This is a genomic window from Hahella sp. HN01, assembly GCF_018986435.1.
Lineage (GTDB): Bacteria > Pseudomonadota > Gammaproteobacteria > Pseudomonadales > Oleiphilaceae > Hahella.
In genome coordinates, this window is the sequence record NZ_JAHMIN010000017.1 from 1 (window position 1) to 18558 (window position 18558).

At 57.3% G+C, this 18558-nt stretch carries 17 protein-coding genes; 7 read left to right on the forward strand and 10 right to left on the reverse strand.

The genetic code is table 11. The features are described 5' to 3' along the window. The 3 genes from KP814_RS16885 to KP814_RS16895 all read right to left on the reverse strand — a co-directional run. Window positions 1-480 (reverse strand): DUF6531 domain-containing protein (locus KP814_RS16885; RefSeq protein WP_216737846.1); only part of this gene is annotated, 480 nt, incomplete at its 3' end. A 286-nt stretch (window positions 481-766) separates the two neighbouring features. Beyond that, a complete protein-coding gene (locus tag KP814_RS16890; RefSeq protein WP_216737847.1) occupies window positions 767-1540 on the reverse strand; it encodes an ABC transporter substrate-binding protein in 774 nt (257 codons plus the stop codon). 90 nt (window positions 1541-1630) lie between these two features. Next, entirely contained in the window at window positions 1631-2326 is a 696-nt protein-coding gene (locus KP814_RS16895) for a hypothetical protein (protein WP_216737848.1), read from the reverse strand. A gap of 204 nt (window positions 2327-2530) precedes the next feature. Here KP814_RS16895 and KP814_RS16900 point away from each other — a divergent pair, with 204 nt between their 5' ends. Beyond that, window positions 2531-3010: a lasso peptide biosynthesis B2 protein gene (locus tag KP814_RS16900; RefSeq protein WP_216737849.1), complete on the forward strand. Its 480-nt coding sequence runs from the start codon at window positions 2531-2533 to the stop codon at window positions 3008-3010. On the opposite strand, the gene KP814_RS16905 is transcribed toward KP814_RS16900, so the two are convergent. Both KP814_RS16905 and KP814_RS16910 read right to left on the reverse strand, forming a co-directional pair. Beyond that, on the reverse strand, window positions 2996-3982 hold the full coding sequence (locus tag KP814_RS16905; protein WP_216737850.1) for a hypothetical protein: 987 nt from the start codon (window positions 3980-3982) through the stop codon (window positions 2996-2998). The two genes, KP814_RS16900 and KP814_RS16905, sit on opposite strands and share 15 nt — an antisense overlap. A gap of 80 nt (window positions 3983-4062) precedes the next feature. Continuing rightward, window positions 4063-4767, reverse strand: coding sequence for a pirin family protein (locus KP814_RS16910; protein ID WP_216737851.1), 705 nt, complete (start codon window positions 4765-4767; stop codon window positions 4063-4065). A gap of 227 nt (window positions 4768-4994) precedes the next feature. On the opposite strand from KP814_RS16910, the gene KP814_RS16915 reads away from it, so the two are divergent. Together KP814_RS16915 and KP814_RS16920 are read left to right on the forward strand one after the other, a co-directional pair. Continuing rightward, the gene (locus KP814_RS16915) at window positions 4995-5909 is read left to right on the forward strand and encodes a LysR family transcriptional regulator (protein WP_216737852.1); all 915 of its coding nucleotides are present in this window, start codon (window positions 4995-4997) and stop codon (window positions 5907-5909) included. A 115-nt stretch (window positions 5910-6024) separates the two neighbouring features. After that, complete coding sequence (locus KP814_RS16920) at window positions 6025-7770, forward strand: alkaline phosphatase (protein ID WP_216737853.1); 1746 nt, start codon at window positions 6025-6027, stop codon at window positions 7768-7770. Between the two features lie 8 nt (window positions 7771-7778). Here KP814_RS16920 and KP814_RS16925 read toward each other — a convergent pair whose 3' ends face one another. Continuing rightward, window positions 7779-8741 carry a LysR family transcriptional regulator gene (locus KP814_RS16925; RefSeq protein ID WP_216737854.1) on the reverse strand — a complete coding sequence of 321 codons (963 nt, stop codon included), beginning with the start codon at window positions 8739-8741 and terminating at the stop codon, window positions 7779-7781. Between the two features lie 106 nt (window positions 8742-8847). Here KP814_RS16925 and KP814_RS16930 point away from each other — a divergent pair, with 106 nt between their 5' ends. Together KP814_RS16930 and KP814_RS16935 are read left to right on the forward strand one after the other, a co-directional pair. Further along, a complete protein-coding gene (locus tag KP814_RS16930) occupies window positions 8848-9258 on the forward strand; it encodes a VOC family protein (RefSeq protein ID WP_216737855.1) in 411 nt (136 codons plus the stop codon). A 13-nt stretch (window positions 9259-9271) separates the two neighbouring features. Continuing rightward, complete coding sequence (locus KP814_RS16935) at window positions 9272-10378, forward strand: alkene reductase (RefSeq protein ID WP_216737856.1); 1107 nt, start codon at window positions 9272-9274, stop codon at window positions 10376-10378. Between the two features lie 93 nt (window positions 10379-10471). Here KP814_RS16935 and KP814_RS16940 read toward each other — a convergent pair whose 3' ends face one another. From KP814_RS16940 to KP814_RS16950, 3 genes are all read right to left on the reverse strand, one after another. Beyond that, window positions 10472-12010 (reverse strand): DUF11 domain-containing protein, encoded by a 1539-nt coding sequence (locus KP814_RS16940; protein ID WP_216737857.1) that lies wholly within the window; start codon window positions 12008-12010, stop codon window positions 10472-10474. A 138-nt stretch (window positions 12011-12148) separates the two neighbouring features. Then, window positions 12149-12835 carry a DsbA family protein gene (locus KP814_RS16945; RefSeq protein ID WP_216737858.1) on the reverse strand — a complete coding sequence of 229 codons (687 nt, stop codon included), beginning with the start codon at window positions 12833-12835 and terminating at the stop codon, window positions 12149-12151. Then, entirely contained in the window at window positions 12829-13695 is an 867-nt protein-coding gene (locus KP814_RS16950) for an MBL fold metallo-hydrolase (RefSeq protein ID WP_216737859.1), read from the reverse strand. The genes KP814_RS16945 and KP814_RS16950 overlap by 7 nt, the downstream gene beginning before the upstream one ends. A 223-nt stretch (window positions 13696-13918) precedes the next feature. On the opposite strand from KP814_RS16950, the gene KP814_RS16955 reads away from it, so the two are divergent. After that, complete coding sequence (locus tag KP814_RS16955; protein ID WP_216737860.1) at window positions 13919-15193, forward strand: sodium:proton antiporter; 1275 nt, start codon at window positions 13919-13921, stop codon at window positions 15191-15193. Window positions 15194-15225: 32 nt separating this feature from the next. Here KP814_RS16955 and KP814_RS16960 read toward each other — a convergent pair whose 3' ends face one another. Next, a complete protein-coding gene (locus KP814_RS16960; protein ID WP_216737861.1) occupies window positions 15226-16119 on the reverse strand; it encodes a LysR substrate-binding domain-containing protein in 894 nt (297 codons plus the stop codon). A gap of 102 nt (window positions 16120-16221) precedes the next feature. On the opposite strand from KP814_RS16960, the gene metE reads away from it, so the two are divergent. Then, window positions 16222-18510 (forward strand): 5-methyltetrahydropteroyltriglutamate--homocysteine S-methyltransferase, encoded by a 2289-nt coding sequence (metE, locus tag KP814_RS16965; protein WP_216737862.1) that lies wholly within the window; start codon window positions 16222-16224, stop codon window positions 18508-18510. Window positions 18511-18558: the final 48 nt, after the last annotated feature.

The following is an 18558-nucleotide window of genomic DNA, read 5'->3' on the forward strand; positions in this document are numbered from 1 at the left end:
CTTCCCTTCCTGCGCGCCRCTCTCGCCTTCCGTCCACAGGAACGCGTCAGCGCCGGTTCCGCCACGGAATTCCAAAGTGTCGTGAGCGCCTTCACCGACGCTGGAGACGTACAATCCCCGACTCTCGTCATAACGATAATCCGTGCGGCTGCCGTCGCCGGCGATCCGCGTGATCACGCTACCGGCTTTGTTCAGGGTACCGCCGTTGAATTCCAGGCGCTGGTTGAAGCTGAAATAGAAGTTGTCGCCGTTGTCGTCGGTGAAGCGGCCCTGGCTGTTGTAGGTGCGGATCAGGCTGGCGTCGCGCCCCGCGCCTAACAGCAGCTCATCGCGGCGCTGCAGCACCAGGTTGCCCGTGGCCGCATTGACGTAAACCCGCTCGCCGCCCTGGCCCACGCCCGCTTGCGACAGTCCCGCGCCCGCGCCTGACAAGGCCGCGCCAAATAATCCCAGACCTTCCCCTGATACAACCGCAACCATTTGATGACTCCTAAATCCTTCCGACTGACTTTTTTAACGCATAAAAAAGCCACTGACGGCAGACTTTGCGCCTGTCGTCAGTGGCCTAGTAAAATTAATGCTGTGTATAGCGCGCAGGATGCTGCGCTCTGTTCCATATCCCTATTGGACACGATACTGCTCAATATTTAAACAAAACAAATAGTTAGTTTTAGCGTAGCGAGTTTACCCACCAAGAACATTCAGTGACAAGTACTTTGTTTCCACTTCAGAACAATCAAAAATTAACGATATAAAACCCGCAAAGTCACTCGGCTGAACGGCCCACATACCGCCCATTAGCCGCATCGTCCAACAGCTGTTCCAGCAGGCCGTTTTCCTGGACTATTTTGAGTCCCTTATTGAAGGCGTTGCGCATTTTTTCTCCCCGTGGATTTTTGGTGAAGATGAGTCGGTAGGGCCAGGATTCGATGGGGGTGGGGTTGTAGGTGATGAGGTTGGATTCCTGGGGAAAGTTTTTGTGCAGGATATACAGGCCGACGTACTTATCCAGGGAGAAGGCGTCTATGCGGCCGGTGAGTAGCTTGGCGAAGTTGAGGCGTTCGTCGGATACGACTTCCATTTCCAGGTTGATTCCCTGTTCTTTGGCGGCTTCAAACCAGGGATAGCTGGCGCTCATCAGGCCGCCGAATTTGAGTCCCACCAGATCCTTGTAGTCGCGCCACTGCATAGGCCGCGCTTTGGCGTAAAAGAAAACAGCGGAGCCTTCAAAAATCACATCGGAAAACAGGTAAACCTTTTCCCGTTCTTCGGTTTTCACCCACAGAATAGAGGTGTCCCAAAGTCCGTTTTCCACAAACAACGCCACCCGATTCCAAGGGAAGAAGCCAACCTCTACATCAACATTCGCCGCCTTGAAGCAGACTTCCGCAATATGCGCCGCCATACCGTAATGCTGCAGTTCTTCAGAAAGATAAGGCGGCCATTCGCCAATAGCGATGCGCGCCGTCTCAGCGGCGGATGAGGTATACCCGGCGAAAATGAGCGCCAATGCCAGGACTACGCCACGAGTTCGCGCCATAAGCTACTGAGACTCTACAGAGGTTATGCTGTCTAGAAAGCATAAACAGCGACACCCCTGGGGGCAAGTTGGCGCGCTTGCGGGCGTCGACTATGACGTCAGCGACGAGACCCAATCAGATAGTTCGTCAATGTAGATCGCCTCGGAGCGCCCAAGCTCATAGGCCTCGCTCAATGCCGTCTCGGAATCCAGGATAAAAAGCAAGTGAGGAGAGTCACAGTGTTCGTTCGCGTAAAAGTAAAAGGGGCGATCAACAGGCAGCGCCTTGAAACTCTCTGATCCCGTCACATTCGCCAACGCGATATGCAGGCAGTAAAACACGCGGCGTTCATAAAGTTGGTAAATTGCTTCATATTCTTCTTCAGGAAAATTCTCATCGTCCCGGCGAGCTTCGTAAAACTCATATAGAGGGAAGCAGGCTTCCGGCAGCTCAAACCCGCAGGAGCCGTCAATCAGTCGGACACCGAAGTCAGGGTCTTCGTCCATGGCGTTTTTCACAGAGGCATAGACATAACCAAGCGCTTCCGGTGGATCGCTTCCATCGTAATACCACTCAATGCACGCGGCTTTGATCGGGGCCTGGGGCTCACTCCACTGCTCTGGATTACGCCAGTAATCAAAAGCCTCCAACAGGTCTAGCGCGAGCTTCGCGGCGATATCCGCATTTTTTTGGGAATCGAAGTACTGCACCAGTGGCGCAAGAAATTCCGAAGGAGCCGCCAAGTTCCGCCGCGCCTCATTTAACTCCGCCGCCAACTGACTTCTGATTTGTTCATTATCGATCAAGGTCTTCCCCTCGTTATTAATATGGCAATGATATTGGCATGTTAATAATCAGGCGCATGTATGATCCTGCTCGGCGGCTAGCCGCGGAAGACAATTAGAAGGAATCTATCTGTCTGCCTAATTAATACCACCTGACTTCAACTACACTAAAACCATTATGACGACATCCATTAATGCATAAAGCGCAGTGAACTGCCCAGCTCTATGACGACCTTACGGCGCAAACTCAAAACCGCCTGGCGACTTCCGCGTCAGGAGAAGTTGTGGCTGGCGTTTTTGCTTCCGTACAGCGCAATGGTGCGTGTGATGATTTGGGGGTTACCGTTTCGGCGTTTCGCCTGGGTTTTGGGGCGCGCGTCTGCGAATCATGAAGCGCTGTTTTCCACGCCGACAGAGCAACAATTATTGGCGCGACGCATCGGAGCCGTTTGCCGTTTGGTCGCCCGCTATACGCCGTGGGAGTGCAAGTGTCTGGCGCAGGCGATTATGGCCAGAACGCTGCTGGGGTTTTACAAGACGCCTTACGTTATCCATCTGGGCGTTCTTAAAGAAAACGGTTCTGACAGTAGCTTGAAAGCGCATGCCTGGCTCAGAGTCGATGGCGCCATCATTACTGGCGGCGCCGACAGCGAGAGCTATGTGAAAGCTTCCACCTACCTGCCGCGCTTTTTATCCTCCGAGTAATTGTCGGTGTGATTGCAGGCGCGAATAAACCGCCTGCAAGGCAAGCCTTAGGGCTGGATAGTGTTGCTCAAGCTGCGCATCCAGACGTTTTAACTCATCTCTCGCGTCACGCGCTTCGTAAGCAGACTCGCCTTTCGAGTAGCGCTGGGTCGCGCTCAGCATATCCTGCTCTAAACCTGGATACGGCTCCAAGCCGAAATGCTCCGCCAGCACCGCTGAGGCTCCCGCGATGGATTCATACCCCATCACCCGCACTGACGCATCAGACGCCAACGCCGCCAGCATCGCCTGGGCGAATCCCAGGTATGTCCCAGCCGCGGAGCCCAGCAATGTTATATCCGCCGATTGGGTTTCTGATTGTTGCGGCGTCAGCAAGGATGCATCCGGTAATAGCTCCGCATTGGCGCCGGTAAATGGCGGTGGCGGCCAGTCTGCGGTGAGCCACTTGGGCGTTCCCCGCAGTAATGACTCCAGCACGGATAGATAATCGCGATAAAGACAAAGCGACGGACAATGAAATGCGCGCTGATAGAGATCAATATGCATCAGGTTCCAGGAAGACAACTTGATCACCAAGCGCCGCCCCGTTTCCGCCGCCCATTGCGCCCATAGGCCAACGCAACGGCGTAGCGCGTCTACTTTGCGCGAGGGGGGTAGACATTGATGACGCACAATCTGGTTCAGCAGAAACGGCTCACCCAGCACCAGCGCCTGCGGATGCTGCTTCAACATCTGACACGCCAAGGTGGAGCCACATCGGCTGGTATGAAAAATCAGGCCCGCTGGCGGCGTCTCCACGCCCTCCCCGTTCAGCAGTTCCTCAAAATGGGTCAACCCGGCGCATTGCTGCTCTTGCGGCAGCGCCTCCACCGCCTCATGAAAAAATCCCGGCCGCAGCTCCAGTCGGTCGGGATTGATCCATCGTAACAGCAGACGCTCGTTCACCGTGGTTAGTTCATAGGGAATCAGCATCGACACATATCCTTGCTCGCTTTTGACAACCCCATGGATATTAACGGGTTCCTCCCTGCAGGATCGAGACTCTCGCTCTTCTACGCCTGCATTTTCATATCAAATACCAGCACTTCCGCATTATCCGCGTTGGCGAAGGTGAGCTGACTGACGTTTTCCAGCGCCGCGCCATCGCCTCCCGTCAACGCTTCCCCGTTCAGCGCCACACTCCCTTTGACGACCTGCACCCACACGCCTCGCTGCGGATCGATATCGAGAGAGACAGATTCTGCGCCATTAAGACGGGCGGCGTACAGATTAACGTCCTGATGGATCGTCACCGAGTCCTCCGCGCCATCGCGACTGCCGATCAGACGAAAAACGCCGGTCATGGACTCCGGCGCAAACGCCTTTTGCTCGTATCCGGGTTTGAGTCCTTTTTGCTCCGGGTAAATCCAGATTTGCAGAAACTCCACGCCCTCTGTCCGCGACTGGTTGTATTCGCTATGACGAATGCCGGTTCCCGCAGTCATCCGTTGCAGCTCTCCCGGGACGATAACAGAGCCGTTGCCGATGCTGTCTTTGTGTTCCAAAGCGCCGGACACAACATAGGAAATGATCTCCATATCGCTATGCCCATGCGTGTCGAAACCTGCGCCTGGCGTCACTTGATCCTGATTGATCACGCGTAGAGGACCAAAGCCCATATGCGCAGGGTCGAAGTAATGTCCAAACGAAAACGTATGCTTTGAGTGCAGCCAACCGAAATTGGCGACGCCACGCTCGTGTGATCTGCGAATATTCATACTGTCTCCTCCTGTATTCGTTGCATGGAGACAGTTTAAACCTCCCATATTCGTAAACAATTAGTCATAAATGAGCCATAGTGTCGCCATATATGCGACAATTTTTAAGAGCGTACGCCGATACTTGAGCACGCACGCCAATATTTGTGCACGCACACCAGTATTTGTACACGCAAAACAAAGGCCGAACCGAAAACGGCAACGGCAACGGCAATTGAGAGGAAGCCATGGACAAACTGGCGGGGCTTACAGCCTTCGTAAAGGTGGCGGAAGCTGAGAGCTTCGCCAAGGCGGCGCGCGAGATGGGACTGTCGCGCTCGCAGGTGAATCGACAGGTGATTGCGCTGGAGGACGAACTGGGGGTCACCCTGCTGGCCCGCACGACGCGTCAGGTCTCCCTCACCCCGACCGGGCAGGCGTTTTATCTGCGCGCCAAATCCATTCTTAACGATCTGCTGGAAGCAGAAACCGCTATTCAATCCGATCATGCGGAGCCGCAGGGCGATTTGAAAATCAACGCGCCCATGTCTTTCGGCACTCTGCACTTGAGTTCCGCCCTGGCGGACTTCATGACGCGCTATCCCAACATCCGCGTACAACTGGTGTTGGACGACCGCTTCGTCGATCCGGTCTCGGAAGGCTTCGACATTACGGTGAGAGTGGCGGAAACCCGTGAAGCGCCTTCGTTGATTGAACATACCATCGTTGAGGCAAAACGCCTGTTGTGCGCATCGCCGGGATATCTGCAACAGCATGGTCGCCCTCGCACCATCAAAGAACTCGCCAGTCGCCCTTGCCTGCATTACGGCAACCTCGCCTCCGGCTACACGTGGCGGCTGCGTCGCGGCAACGCCCCGGAAACCAGCGTGCGGGTGAACGGGGTGCTGTGCTGCAATAACGCAGAAGCCCTGCGCGACGCCGCCGTGGCGGGACTTGGCGTCGCCCTGTTGCCCACGTTTATCGCCGGCCCGGAGTTGCAGACGGGGCGTCTGGTGAGCGTGCTGCCGGAATATCAGGCGCCGCCGGTTTATCTGAGCCTGTTATACCCGCCTAACCGGCATTTGGCGGCCCGGGTTCGCGTCTTCGTCAAGTTCATGCAGGACCGTTTTGGCGATCCGCCCTATTGGGATCTGATTTCGTGACGATTCGCACAAGTTTCTGAAATAAGCCCGCATTTTCTAGCAAAATTAAATATTTATGTAACATTATCCCTCTATCTTCCGCGCGACTTTCACAAGCAGGACAGAGAAAGGAATAATGAAAAAAATAAGCAGACGCGACTTTATCAAAGTCACCGCCGCCGGCATGGGGGCGTTGGCCATATCCACTGGTCTGATGGGATGCAGCTCCGATGACGACGGCAATGCGCCCTATCAGGTGACCTTCAGTCATGGCGTCGCCAGTGGCGACCCGCTCAGCGACCGGGTGATCATCTGGACCCGCGCCCTCCCCGATGATGCCGGCGCCGAGGTGTCGGTATCCTGGGAAGTGGCGGACGACGCAGGTTTCACCAACCTGCTCCACACTGGAACCACGCAGACCTCCGCCGCTCAGGACTTCACCGTCAAAGTAGACGTGTTGAACCTGCAACCCGGAGCGACTTACTACTACCGCTTCACCGCAAACGGCGCGACCTCACCGGCGGGCGTCACCAAAACCTTACCAACGGTCAGCCCGGAACAGGTGAAGTTCGCCGTGTTCTCCTGCGCCAACTATCCCGCCGGACACTTCAACGTATACGCGGAAGCAGCGTTGCATGACGACCTGGACGCCGTCATCCACCTGGGAGACTACATTTACGAATACGGCGCTGGCGGTTATGCGACGGAAGACGCCGCCGCGATAGGACGCACGTTGCCGGACGACAACGCCAACGAAATCCTGACCCTCGCAGACTACCGTAAGCGCTATGCGCTATACCGCAGCGACGCCAACCTGCAGGCGCTGCATCACAAAACGCCGTTCATCACCGTCTGGGACGATCATGAGGTCGCCGACGACACCTGGAAGTCCGGCGCCAAAAACCACAATGAGGGCGAAGGCGAGTTTGAGGATCGCAAAATAGCCGCGCTGCAGGCTTACTTCGAATGGATGCCGATTCGACCGGTTGTGGATGATAATCAGGAAATCATCTATCGCCAGTTTCAGTTCGGCGACCTTGTGTCCCTCTACATGCTCGACACCCGCGTGCTCGCCCGTGACAAACAGCTGGATTATCTCGACTATCTGGACCCGGTCAGCGGGAACTTCAACGCGCCTCAGTTCAGCGCAGACGTCAGCGACGCCAACCGTACGCTGCTGGGCGCGGAACAACGCAACTGGCTGCAAAACGCCATGGCCGCGTCCAATGCAACCTGGCAGGTGCTGGGTCAGCAAATACTGATGGGGCGCATGCTGCTGCCCGCGGAACTGCTGACGCAGCTACTGGACCCAGACCCCAACACCATCCTGCCTGCTTTCGCCGAGCTGGCGAATATCAAGGGCCGTATCCTGATGGGCGACCCCAGCGTGACGGATGCGGAACGCGCAAGAGTGGAAACCGTACTGCCTTACAACCTGGACGCCTGGGACGGCTACGCGGCAGAGCGGGAGGTTTTGTTCGAAACGGCGAAAGCCATGAACAAGAATCTGGTGGCGTTGGCGGGAGACACTCACAACGCCTGGGCCAGCGATCTGAAAACCCTGTCCGGTGACCATGTCGGCGTGGAGTTCGCCACCGCCTCGGTGTCCTCTCCCGGCCTGGAAACTTACCTTTCCCTGCCCGATGACGCGACCACGATTGCCCAGACCGAACTGGGCGTGACCACGCTGGTGAGCGATTTACAGTATCTGAACGTCAATCAGCGCGGCTACCTGCTGACGACATTCACCGCAGACGAAGCCAGGGCGGACTGGCGTTTTGTCGACACCGTGAAGAGCCCGACCTACCAGCTGGCCGCCGCGCGTTCCGTCAGTTATAAAACGCTGCCGGGGCAAAATGACCGCAAGTTGATTGCAGTCTGATGTATTAATCAGGCCCTGTCTCCCGCGGCTAGCCGATACGCCGGCCTCACAGGCCGGCTTCGCTGTTTACGAACGCCCCCCAGATGGTCCATAAACGCCTTTACGCAGGCTGGCGTGTATTTGCGGCTGGGGTAGATCATCTGCAGCCCCACTGCGCCCGCGTCTGCGCCATGCAAGCCGACGATCTGATCCGGCAACAGTTGGAGCAGCCGCCCTTCCGTTATATCCCGGCTCACATCGCACCAGGATTTCAGCGCGATACCCAGCCCCGCCAACGCCCATTGACGGATCTGCGCGCCATCGTTGCTCGCCAGCAACGCCTCCACGGTCAGCGTTCGCCAGTCTGAGTCGGATTGAAAGCGCCACTCCGCCAACATTTCCCCAAAACGCGTCATCACCAGACAACGATGTCCCAGCAGATCTTCCGGCGTTTGCGGCTGGCCAAATGACGCCACATACGCAGGCGACGCGCAAAGCACGCGACGGTTGTCAGCCATCAGAGGGCGCACAATGAGATTGCTGTTCGGCAGGTTGCCGTAACGAATGGCGAGATCAAAACTTTCTTCAATCAGATTCACCACCCCGTCATGCAGATGCAAAGCGGGTCGCACCAGGGGATGCAGGCTGACAAACTGCGCCAGCGCCGGGGCCACATACTGCCGGCCAAAATCTGAGGTGGCGGTGACGCGCAGTGAGCCGCGCAGCTCCCCTTCTTTCTCCAGCAGAGCCGCTTCCGCCTGCGCCATTTCCGTCACAACCCGCTGACCCGCCTCGTAAAAACGCGCGCCCGCCTCGGTCAATGCGATGCTGCGGGTGCTGCGCTGCAATAGCCGGGTCTGATAACGAGCCTCCAGCGCATTCATGCGCGCCGTCATACTCGCCGGCGACAGGCCCACTTCCCGCCCCGCCGCCGCCAGTCCGCCTGCGCGCACCACTCTGACAAACAGCTCAATGTCGTCAATCTTGCTCATATTATTCAGCTTTTACGAAAACAGATTACATATATGCGGCGATTATCAACTTTTTCTATAAGCATTAGGCTGTATTACATCAGCTTCCGTCAACAGAGTGACTCCCATGTATATCAATCATGTTCTGATTCGCACACAAGACCTGACGGCCATGACGACGTTTCTCGTAGAGGTTATCGGGCTCAGGAACGGCGACCGTCCCGGCTTCCGCTTTCCCGGCGCCTGGCTGTACAGCGACGACCGTCCCATCGTTCATTTGGTCGGCGCGGATGCGTCGGACGAAGAGCAGGCCGCCTATCTTGGCGATAACACATTGGAAGGACGCGGCGCCGTTGATCATGTCGCGCTGGCGGGCGCCGATTACGAGCAACTCTTAACCCGTTTACGCCATCACGGCGCGACGTATAGCGAGCGCACCGTGCCCGCTTCACGGGAACATCAGGTTTTTGTGGAAGGTCCGGAGGGACTGAAGCTGGAGCTGTTGTTCGCCGAAGACAAAACCCCTTATCCCTCTTGAGCGGAGTATTCCCATGCATTATCCATTACTGTTTAACCCGGGCGTTATTGGCGCACTGGACATCGCCAACCGCATTGTCATGGCGCCGATGACCCGCGCCCGCACGGCTCAACCTGAAGACGCGCCTCGCGATCTCATGGCGATCTATTACGCCCAGCGGGCGCAAGCCGGATTGATCGTCAGCGAAGCCACGCAGATTTCCGCACAGGGCAAAGGCTACTCCTTCACGCCGGGGATCTACACCAACGCACAGATCGCAGGCTGGCGCATAGTTACCGATGCCGTCCACGCCGCTGGCGGACGGATTTTTTGCCAGCTCTGGCATGTCGGCAGAATGTCGCACGCCTCATTGCATGAAGACGGCATGCCGGTTGCGCCTTCCGCCATCGCCCCTGACGCCAAAGTCTGGATCGTGGGCGAGGACGGTGTAGGTCAGATGCTGGATTGCCCCACTCCGCGCGCGCTCAGTCAGGCGGACATCCAGGCGATTATCCGGGACTACCGACAGGCGGCGCTTAACGCCATGGAGGCGGGATTTGATGGCGTGGAGATTCACGGCGCCAATGGTTATTTGATCGACCAGTTCCTGCGCGCCACCGCCAACCAGCGCGACGACGACTATGGCGGCAGCCTCGACAAGCGTATCCGTTTCGTGCAGGAGGTGGCGCGTACGGTGTGCGACGCCATCGGCTCGCATCGGGTCGACATCCGTTTATCGCCGTTCATCACTCAGAGAGGCATGGACGATCCGGAGGCCCCTGCGGCCATCCTGACGGCGGCCAAAACCTTCGACGAACTGGGCATGGCGTACATCCATCTGGCGGAAGCGGACTGGGACGACGCCCCGCCCGTGCCGGACAGTTTCCGCCGCCAACTACGGGAAGTCTACAGCGGCGCGGTGATCGTGGCGGGTAATTACAACGCCGACAAARCCAACGCGATCCTCAACGCGGGCCACGCTGACTATGTCGCCTTCGGACGCATGTTCCTGGCGAATCCAGACCTGCCCTACCGCCTGCAGCACAACCTGGAGCTGAACGCCATCACTGATCCCTCTACCTTGTTTGGCGGCGATGCGGCGGGATATACGGACTACCCCGCCTATAGCGGCGCCGCGTAAGCAACATGAAACTAGGTGGGTTTAAAAACGGTTAAGTCAGCGAGTTGAGATATAAACAGGCCGCCATCGGCCTGTTTATCCTGAAAAGCGGGCTTAGTTTGGATTCAACTGAACATCCGCCGGTACGAGAGCAGGTCCAGCCAGGACAGGAATATCATGGTCCGAAACGTTATTCTGCTCTATAGGGTCATTTGTCGCCGCGCCCACGGTGAGCGACATGGGCAAGCGCCCTGCCTGGCTGGGCCTGAAAGACAATACGAATTCTTTCTCCGCGCCCGGTTCGAGTTCGCCAGCGAAACAAGTGATCAGGCCGCCTGCGCGTTCGCATCCTGCAGGTGTGGACAGGGTGCGGGCGCTTACCGGTAAAGTCAGTTTGGCGCGAGCGCCCACCGCCTTAGAAGAGCCCAGATTAGTGATATTGATTTTAACCTCGGTGTCGGCGTTGACTACCGTTTCCACCGGAGCGGCGAACGCCGCTTCCAGGTCCGTCGCCTCGCCGGCATGCATGCCCGTCAATAACAAATCTCCCCAGTCTCTGCCGTCGTAGCCAAACTTGCCGACGCCAAATTGCTGGAAGCGTATTTTGAAGTCGGGTCCGTATTCAAAGGTCGAATCCAGCGTGGCGCGAATACGCTCGATCTCGCCGTCCAGATCAACGTCAATCCTTCCGCCCACGGCACCAAGGTCGAGCCGGTCTGCATTGACCACCGGATACCAATCCACGCCATTGTTGCTGATGCTGACGCCATCTCCCTCCACTGAGCCGGCAAAGCTCTCGGGAAGCATCGCGGCGTCATCGGTGGTTTCGGACTGATAAAAGCTCAGGGTGACTTGCGAGGCGTTACTGAGGTCCACCGACCAGTCCATTTCATTCGTCGTTGGCGTGGAGAAATAGTTAGTCTGATCCATCCGCAAACGGCCATTGACGACGCTCATGCGACCGCCCTGGTTGCTGCTTCGGAACTGAAAACCCTCGTCCTGGGAAGGCATTCCCCAATCAAAATGGCGCTGGAACAATACATTGTCGGGAGTGTAGGGCGCGCCGGGTTCATCGTTCATAAAGAAGCGAACGCCTTTGACTACATTGCCGTTGCTCTGGTATCCCGGAAAAATAATTCGATCGTTGTAGGTGTTATCTCTTTTGCCTTCACTGACAGAACGAATATTCAAACCAAGGTAGCGTTTCCCTTCAGCCTTCAACTGGCGCGCGTAGCGGCTCAAGTCCACCCGCCAGCTACCCAAGTTATCAATGGCCTGAGTCGCAAGCAGCGCCTCCCCTCTTTCCGCATCAGATAAGTCCAGCACGCCGTCGCCACTGTATCCCCAAAACGCCACATCCGGCTGATTGCTGTATCCAGTCAGATAAAACTCAAGCCATGCATGCTCCAGTTGACGATCGTCTGGAAACGCGCTCAGATCTATCTCGATGACTGCGCGTCGCGTATAGCGTTGATTCAGATAGTTAACGTTGCGCCAGTGCGCATAGAGATAACTGGTGGAATAAATGGATTCAAAACGTCCATCGACGTCGTTATCGGAAAAGGTTGCATTGCCCACTATCGGCGCACTGATTTCCATTGCAAACCCCAGGGCCGGACAGCTCAACAAACCCGCCGCTATTAACTTCTTCATCACAGTAATTTCCTTATAAGACCAATACCAACCATCGTTTCCCGTCTCCCTTGAGAGCGGTTACGCGCTATTCAGCATAAGAACCGAAACGTCGGGTTATGGTTGCAACGGGCGTCCTTGCCCGGATAGATGAATGTCTCAGGAACAGCCGTCAGGCGTACAGAAGGGCGCATCGTCCGAGTCGTCTTTCTGCGCCTTGCTTCCAATCAACACTTCCAGATGAGCGGCGAAGGCGTCCGGTTTGCCGAGATGGGGACCTACGGCGACCGGAACCACTGAGCCGTCGATAATCAGCGCCAGTGAGGGATAGCCGCGCAGGCTCAGGCGCGTCATCTCCCGTCGCGTCGCCTGAATATGGGCGGCGGCGGAGCTGGCGTTGACGGACATCTGCGCAGTGAAGCGTTCGCCATCCAGACCGATGCTTTGCGCCAGTCGGGTCAAGGTCGCCAGGTCGGCGATGCGCTCACCTTCGACATAATGCGCCCGCTGCAGTCGGTGCAGCATCGCCAGTGCATCGCCGCCCAGGCTTTCCGCCGCCAGCACCGCGCGGATCGGCGGCTCGGAATCAAATACGGCATCCTGATCCCGCAGCAGGCCATTGAAGTAGGCGTCTCCAAAAGGCTGACCTGTCAGCGCCTGAATCCGTTGGTCATGCGGCATAACATAACGGCGCAGCGACTCATTCACCGGCTGCCGGTTGGCTCCGATCATCAGTCCGCCGGCGCGGAGATTCACCGGCATCATTTCCCGCGCCTTGCTGATCAGCGGCGCGGCGGCGTAGCACCACCCGCAGATCGGATCGTAAAAGTAGTCGAGTTCTACCACTTCATCTCCCCTTTCTCTACTTTCGCGCTGATTTCCAGAGCAATGCCGGTTTCCAGCTTCGGATAAGCCTGCTCCATCGCCTGCATCAGGGCGTCTGCGTTTTTAGCGTCCTTGGCTTCTTCTTCAAAGCGCTTCAGGTAAGTGCGGGTGAAATCGATGGCGCTCACGTCCATATCGGAATCCGGCAGCATGTGTCCGGGCACCACGATAGCCGGGTGCAGCGCTTTCATTTCGTCCAGTTGCGCAACCCAGGCGTCGCGTTCGCTTTGCTTCTGCGTATCCGCCATCCACACATGCATGTCCGCCAGCACAGCAACGTTACCGACAATCGCCTGCAAAGAAGGCGCCCACACGTAGGGGCGGTGCGCCAGCTCGCCCTGCATGCCGCGCACTTCCAGTTTCTCTCCGTCCACAGTGATGAAGTTACCTTTCAACGCCGCCGGGACAACCGGATGGCGCGGTGCGTTAGCGCCCATTTTCGGGCCCCAGAACTCCACTTTGAACGGCAGTTTGGCCTTGATGTGCTCCAGCACCGCAGGCGGCGCCACGACGTCGGCTTGCGGAAAGATTTCCTTCAGCACTTCCACGCCAAAGTAATAGTCCGGATCAGCGTTGCTGACCAAGATGGTTTTCAGCGTTTTACCGGAGTCCAGCACATTGGCGGCGATGCGATAGGCGTCGGCGCGGGTGAATCCAGCGTCCACCACAACCGCTTCAGTTTCTCCGCTGATGACGGTGGAAGTGACGTTGAAACTGTTGTCGTCAGCGTTGTAGACCTTCAATTGCAGCGGTTCTTTCGCTTCAACGGCGGCAGTGAATGAAACAGCGACGGATGCGGCTAAAAGTAGTTTGCGAAACATGATCAGTGACTCCTCATATGAATAATTGATGGGAGCACTATAATTTCCAGATAAGCGCAGAAAAATGGCCATATCCGCACAACTTTGTTGCATGAATTAAGCGAATAGGGGACGGGACTGGTGCGTTGGGTTGCGCTAAGTCGCTGACGTCGGTACAAAATAAAAGACATGAATCCGCAAACTTTCATCTTTGCTCCGCTCTGGCGGATATGACAAATCATCCATGAACTTTGAATTGACGCTCCTGCTGTTCGGCGCTGCGGTGATCGCCTTCGCGCTTATTTCCCGTTGGTCCCAGCAGGGACCCATGACTGCCCCCTTGTTTTTTACGCTGGCCGGATTGCTGCTCAGCGATCGCGGTCTGGGTCTGCTCGCCGCCGATCCTGAATGGAGTCTGGCGCACTGGTTGGCGGAGGTCACCCTGGTGTGGGTGTTGTTTACCGATGCGTCGCGCATCAATCTGCGTCAGCTCAGGGAAGGCCACAATATTCCGCTACGTCTGCTCGGTTTGGGGCTGCCGTTGTGTATCGGCGTCGGCGCGTTGATCGCCTATCCCATGTTTCCTGAGCTGGGTTGGGCGGGCGCTTTCACCCTGGCGGTGATCCTGGCGCCGACGGACGCGGCGCTGGGACAGGCGGTCATCAATAACGAACGCGTACCGGTGCGCATCCGTCAGGCGTTCAATGTGGAAAGCGGACTCAATGACGGCATGGCGCTGCCTTTGCTGATCATCGGTCTGTCCTGGCTGATTGGCGAAAACCACAGCGCCAGTCACTGGCTGGAACTGGCGTCGATGCAACTGTTGCTAGGCCCGATCTATGGCGTCGCCGTGGGTCTGGCGGCGGGACGCGCGCTGGACGTCGGCGTGCAACGACGCTGGGTGAGCCCGACCTATCAGCGTCTGGGACTGCTGGCCATCGCCATGGCGTCATACGGCTTGGCGGAACTGTGCGGCGGCAATGGCTTTATCGCCGCCTTCTGCGCGGGCGCGGCGGTAGGCACGCGTACTCACGTTTTCTGCGCCCCTCTGCATCGCTTTGCGGAAACCGAAGGGCAGTTATTAAGCCTGATCAACTTTCTGTTGTTCGGCGCCATCATGATTCCACACGCCCTGCCGGATCTCACCTGGACGCACTTCTTCTATGCGCTATTGAGTCTGACGGTCATTCGCATCATCCCGGTGATAATCAGCCTGACTGGCACCCAGCTGCAGTTCACCAGCAAGCTGTTTCTGGGCTGGTTCGGGCCACGGGGGCTGGCCTCCCTGCTCTATGTGCTGCTGGTCATGCAGGAGGATCATGCGCCTGGGAAAGATCAGCTCTTCAGCGTCGCCGTGCTGACCATCCTGCTCAGCGTATTGCTGCATGGCGTCACCGCCGCGCCGCTGGCGCAACGATACAGCCGCTATATTCAGCGCAACAGCGCGGATACCGGCGCCGAGCAGAAAGAAACCTCCAGCTTCCCTACCCGGCGACCCTTTGGGCGCGAGGAAACCTGAACGCTCCAACAGAGCGTTTAAACAGACGACTGCTAGCCCTTCCACTCCGCATCCCGCGCCATGGCGACGAAGGAGGCCAAATAGTCCGTGCCGGCGTCCTCTTCACGCACGCCCAGAAAAATCTGTTTAGCGATGCCCTGCGGCCCCAGTCGCACCGGACGCACCGGTATCTTCTGCGCATACTCCGCCACCAGCCACTTCGGCAAAGCCGCCACGCCACGCCCCGCCGCCACCATTTGCAGCATGATGTCCGTCGTCTCAATCGTCTTGTGTTGCCTGGGGTTGCAGTTGGCGGGCAACAGGAACTGGTTGTAGATATCCAGGCGATCGATATCCACGGGATAAGAAATCAGGGTCTCCTGCAACAGGTGGGCAGGTTCGACGAAGGCAGTTTGCGCCAGCGGGTGATTATTGCTCACCACCAGCACCTGCTCGTAATCGAACACCGGCTGAAAGGACAATCCATCCTTGCGCATCGGGTCCGGCGTCACCAGCACGTCGATTTCATACCCAATCAACGCCCCGATGCCGCCAAACTGAAACTTCTGTTTGACGTCCACATCTACATCCGGCCAGCGCTGCAGGTACGGCGCCACCACTTTCAGCAGCCACTGATAACAGGGATGGCACTCCATACCGATGCGCAATGCGCCGCGCTGCCCCTGAGAGAACTGACTCATCACCAGTTCGGCGTGTTCGAACTGCGGCAGCAGTCGTTTGGCCAACGCCAACAGGTACTCTCCAGCCTGGGTAAAGCGCAGATTGCGGCCTTCCTTGGTCCAGACCGCGGCGCCTAATTGCTGCTCCAGTTTCTTTACCGCATGACTGAGAGCGGATTGCGTCAGACACAGGCTTTCCGCAGCGGCGGTCAGCGAACCTAAACGGTCCACTTCCCGCAGGATGGCGAGATGATTACGTTCCAGCATGTCAGCAACTCATGAATTTATTTAATAGATAGATGAAATCTTAACATTATTTTTCATAATTCTGAGTCTCTATGATGAAGTCATCGACATAGGAGGCATGACATGATTACCACTCACAACCTGGGGTTCCCCCGCATTGGCGCAAAACGGGAATTGAAATTCGCTCAGGAAGATTATTGGAAAGGACGCATTCCCCAGGAAGAGCTGCTGAAAGTAGGCGCGGAGCTGAGGCAGCGCCATTGGCGTAATCAGTCCCAACTGGACCTGGTTCCGGTAGGCGACTTTTCCTTCTACGATCAAGTCTTGGATATGAGCTTCACCCTCGGCGTCATTCCCGAGCGGGTCAGCCGTCTGCAAGGCGACGAGCTGGACAACTACTTCCGGGTCGCCCGCGGCCGTTCGGCGCAGGACAGCGATTGCCATTGCGTGCATGCCGGAGAGATGACCAAGTGGTTCGACACCAACTATCACTACATCGTGCCGGAGTTCACCGCAGACACCGCATTTTCGCTCAATCCGTCCCGTTTGCTGGCGGAAATTGCGGAGGCGAAGCAAACCAGCGCCAAGATCAAGCCCGTCATCATTGGCCCTGTGACCTATCTGTGGCTGGGCAAGAGCAAAGACGGCTCCAATAAACTCGACCTGCTGGAGCGTCTGTTGCCGGTCTACGCTGCGCTACTGGACGTGTTGGCTAGCCAGGGCGTGGAGTGGGTGCAGATCGACGAGCCCATTTTGGTCACTGAGCTGGACGCCAGCTGGCGATACGCGCTCAACCTCGCCTATCACACGCTCAAGTCCAGTAAAGCCAAACTGCTGTTGGCGACCTATTTCGGACAACTGCAGGACAACCTGCAACTGGCCTGCGAACTGCCTGTGGGTGGGCTGCATGTGGACGCCATCAATGGACGTGCGGAGATCGGTAAACTGATCGACTGGCTGCCGAGCCATAAAGTGCTGTCTCTGGGCGTAGTGAACGGACGTAATATCTGGAAGACCGACCTCAATCAAACCCTGGACTGGCTGCAACCGGTTTACGACAAACTGCAATCCCGTTTGTGGCTGGCGCCGTCCTGCTCTCTGCTGCACTCCCCTGTGGATCTGGACAGCGAAGAGAAGATGGATGCGGAGATCAAATCCTGGCTGGCGTTCGCCCTGCAAAAGCTGGATGAAGTGAAGATTCTTGCGACAGCATTGAGCGAGGGCCGCAACACGGTCGCAGAGGCATTGCAGGAAAATCAGTCTTGCGTGGACAGCCGCAAAGGGTCTTCTCGCGTGCATAATCCAGCGGTGAAAGAGGCCGTGGAGGCGATCACCGCCGACATGGGCGATCGTCGCAGCGACTATCAAACCCGGGCAGCCAGACAGGCGCAAAGATTGCAGTTGCCTGCGTTCCCGACCACCACTATCGGGTCGTTTCCACAAACTGCGGACATTCGTAATGCGCGCCGCCGTTATCGTCAGGGCGAGCTGCAGGACAACGAATACCGCGCGCTGATGCAGCAGGAAATCGAGCGTTGCGTAAGAGAGCAGGAAAGCCTGGGCCTGGACGTGCTGGTGCACGGCGAAGCGGAACGCAACGACATGGTGGAGTATTTCGGCGAGCAGTTGGACGGCTATGTGTTCAGTCAGTTCGGCTGGGTGCAGTCCTACGGCTCCCGCTGCGTCAAACCGCCCATTATTTTCGGCGATATCAGCCGCCCGCAGGCGATGACCGTGGAATGGATCAAGTATGCGCAATCACTCACTGACCGCCCGATGAAAGGCATGTTGACCGGTCCGGTGACCATTCTGAACTGGTCTTTCGTACGGGACGACCAGCCTCGCGCCCTCACCTGTTATCAACTGGCGCTGGCCATTCGCGCCGAAGTGCAGGACCTGGAGCGCGCCGGCGTTCGCGTCATCCAGATCGATGAAGCGGCGTTACGGGAAGGCTTGCCGTTAAGACGCGCGCAGTGGCGGGAATACCTGCAATGGGCGGTCAGCTCATTCCGCATCGCCGCCAACGGCGTCGGTGATGAAACTCAGATTCACACCCACATGTGCTACTCCGAGTTTAACGACATTATCGAGGCCATCGCCGGGATGGACGCGGACGTCATCACCATCGAAACCTCCCGTTCCGACATGGAGCTGCTGGACGCCTTCGATAATTTCAAATACCCGAATGAAATCGGCCCAGGCGTGTATGACATCCATTCGCCGAATATTCCGAGCGAAACGCACATCGTCCAGTTGATGCGAAAAGCCGCCGAGCGCATTCCCGCACACCGACTGTGGGTGAATCCGGATTGCGGCCTGAAGACCCGCAACTGGGAAGAAGTACGCCCGGCATTGCAGAACATGGTGAACGCCGCCAAACAGCTACGCGCCGACACCGTCGCCGCAGCCTGATATTCCCTAACCACCCCCGCGTGCAAGCGCGTTCAGAGGACCGGAGCC